The 3,345-nt window shown below is 62.8% G+C and carries 1 protein-coding gene; it reads left to right on the forward strand.

Annotation, left to right across the window (positions count from 1 at the left end):
• The coding region (locus tag BI292_RS09580) for a non-ribosomal peptide synthetase (RefSeq protein ID WP_157831242.1) at positions 1 to 3,345 on the forward strand (3,345 nt) is incomplete at both ends.

Below are 3,345 nucleotides of genomic sequence, written 5' to 3' on the forward strand. Positions count from 1 at the left end.
AACTATGTGGCGCAGGCACGGTTGGGCCTCAGCGAGGCTGAGCACGAAGCGTTTTTCAGCGAAATGCTCGGCGATATCGATGAGCCGACCCTGGCGTTTGCCTTGCAGGATGTTAATGGCGACGGCAGCGGCATTGAGCAAGCGCAGCAAAACCTCGACGCCACGCTGAGCCGGCGTTTGCGCGAGCAGGCGCGTACCTTGGGCGTGAGCGTCGCCAGCGTCGTGCACTTGGCGTGGGCGCAGGTGCTGGGCCAGGTCACGGGTCGAGAAGACGTGGTGTTCGGCACGGTTTTACTCGGCCGGATGCAGGGCGGCGAGGGCGCCGACCGCGCGTTGGGCATGTTCATCAATACCTTGCCGTTGCGCGTGAATGTCGGCGCCAGCGGCGTGCAGGCCGGCGTGCGCGCGACCCATGCGCGGCTCTCGCAATTGCTCGGCCACGAACATGCCTCCTTGTCGCTGGCGCAGCGTTGCAGCGGCGTGCCGGCGTCGTTGCCGTTGTTCAACAGCTTGCTCAACTATCGCCACAGTGCGGCGGGCCAAAGTGACGCGGACGACGCTGTCGTCAGTCCGCTGGGCTGGGAAGGTATCGAGATTCTGCAATCGCAGGAGCGCAGCAATTATCCGTTGGTGCTCAGCGTTGACGACCTCGGCGAGGGCTTTCGCCTGGTGGTGCAAACCCACGCCGAGGTCGGCGCGCAGCGGGTCGGCGACTATATGTATGGCGCCTTGCAGCAACTGGTCAATGCACTGGAACAGGCGCCGGGCGCCGCGCTTAATGGCTTGTCGATTTTGCCGGCGCACGAACGTGAACAGGTCCTGCGCACCTTCAACCACACCGACGCCGACTACCCGAGCGCGCAAACCTTGCACGGGATGTTCGAGGCGCAGGCGCAATTGCGCCCGTATGCGCTGGCGGTGATTCAGGGTTCGCAGCGGCTCAATTATCAGCAACTCAACCAGCGCGCGAATCAGTTGGCGCATCACTTGCTGCAACACGGCGTGCAGCCCGACGACCGCGTGGCGCTTTGCGTGCGGCGCGGGCCAGAGATGCTCGTGGGCCTGCTGGCGATTCTCAAGTCCGGCGCCGGTTACGTGCCGATTGACCCGGCGTATCCGCCGGAACGCATCGCCTATCTGTTGCAGGACAGCGCCCCGGTGGCGGTGCTGGCGCAGAGTGCCACGCGCGGTTTGCTCGGTGATAGCGTCACGATCGACCTCGATAGCGCGATTTGGCAACAACAACCGATCAGCAATCCGCAGGTTGCGCGGCTGTCCCCGGCGCACCTCGCGTACGTGATTTATACCTCCGGCTCGACCGGTTTACCGAAAGGCGTGATGGTCGAACACCGCACCGTGGAAAACCTCGTGCACTGGCATTGCGAGGCGTTTTATCTGGGCCAGGACAGCCAGACCTCAAGCGTCGCCGGGTTTGGTTTTGATGCGATGGCTTGGGAAGTCTGGCCAGCGCTGTGCAGCGGCGCGACCTTGCATTTGCCGCCGGCGGATGTCGGCAACGAGAACATCGATGAACTGCTGAGTTGGTGGCAGGCGCAACCGCTGGACGTGAGTTTTCTGCCGACGCCGGTGGCCGAATACGCCTTCAGCCAACACCTCGAACACCCGACCTTGCGCACGCTGCTGATTGGCGGCGACCGTTTGCGTCAGTTCGGCAAAACCCAGACCTTTGAGGTGATCAACAACTACGGTCCGACCGAAGCCTCGGTCGTCGCGACGTCGGGACGGGTGAACGTCGGCGAGCCGTTGCACATCGGCCAGCCCATCGCCAATGCGCGGGTTTATTTGCTTGATCAACAACAACGTCCGGTGCCGATTGGCGTGGCTGGCGAGTTGTATGTGGCGGGTGCCGGGGTGGCGCGCGGGTATCTGAATCGTGCGCAAATGACCGCCGAACGTTTTCTCCGCGATCCGTTTGTGCATCATTCGCGGATGTATCGCACCGGCGACCTCGCGCGGTGGCTGGCCGACGGCAGCCTCGAATACCTCGGTCGCAATGACGATCAGGTGAAAATCCGTGGCATGCGCATCGAGTTGGGCGAGATCGAAACCGCGCTGGCAACCCACGCCGGGATCAAGGAAGCCGTGGCGCTGGTGCGCGACGAACGCCTGATCGTCTGGTTCGTCGAACACACGCCGCTGCTGATCGAGGACCTGCGCGAACATCTGCAAAATCAGTTGCCGGAGTACATGGTGCCGTCCGCCTATGTGCGCCTCGACCATTTGCCGCTGACCGCCAACGGCAAACTTGATCGCAAGGCCTTGCCGCAGCCCGATCAGACCGCGTTGCTGAATCGCGAGTACCAAGCGCCGCAAGGCAAGGTTGAAGCGGCGTTGGCGCAAATCTGGGCCGACGTGCTCAAGGTTGAACGTGTTGGCCGGCAAGACAATTTCTTCGAACTCGGCGGCCATTCGCTGCTTGCCGTCAGCCTGATCGAGCGCATGCGCCAGCAAGGCTTGAGCGCTGACGTGCGCGTGCTGTTCAGCCAACCAACACTGGCGGCACTGGCCGCCGCCATTGGCAGTGGTCGCGAAATCGCGGTTCCGGCCAACCGGATAACCCAGGGTTGCCAGCGCATTACGCCGCAGCTGTTGCCGCTGGCAGATCTCGATCAGGACGCAATCGACCAGATAGTCGCCAGCGTGCCCGGCGGTGCCGGCAACGTGCAGGACATTTACCCGCTCGCGCCGTTGCAGGAAGGCATTCTTTATCACCACCTCAGCGCAACTCAAGGCGATCCTTATCTGCTGCAAACGCAACTGGCGTTCGACAGCTTCGAGCGCCTGCAAGCGTTCACCAATGCGCTGCAAAAAGTCATTGATCGCCACGACATATTGCGTACCGGCGTGGTGTGGCAAGGGTTGCAGCAGCCGCTGCAAGTGGTCTGGCGCGAGGCGCTCCTGCCGGTCACAGAAGCCCCGGTCACACAAGCGCCGGTCGATCAGTTGCCCGAACGCCTCGACATCAGTCAAGCGCCGCTGATTCGGATGATTTACACGCGGGAACCGGCGCCGCAACAACGCATAGAAGCGACGCTGCTGTTCCATCATTTGGTGCTGGACCACATGGCGATGGACGTGGTCGGTCAGGAGATTCAGGCTTTTCTGCTCGACCCGAGCGCGCAACCGGGCGCCGCAGTGCCGTATCGCAACTATGTGGCGCAGGCGCGCTTGGGCGTCAGTCAGGACGAGCACGAAGGGTTTTTCAGCGAAATGCTCGGCGACATCGACGAGCCGACGCTGCCGTTCGGTTTGCACGACGTCAGCGGCGACGGCAGCGATATCGAGGAAGCGCAATTGACGCTGGACGATGCCCTGAGCCAGCGG

The organism is Pseudomonas sp. 43NM1, from assembly GCF_002836905.1.
Taxonomy (GTDB): Bacteria; Pseudomonadota; Gammaproteobacteria; order Pseudomonadales; family Pseudomonadaceae; genus Aquipseudomonas; species Aquipseudomonas prosekii.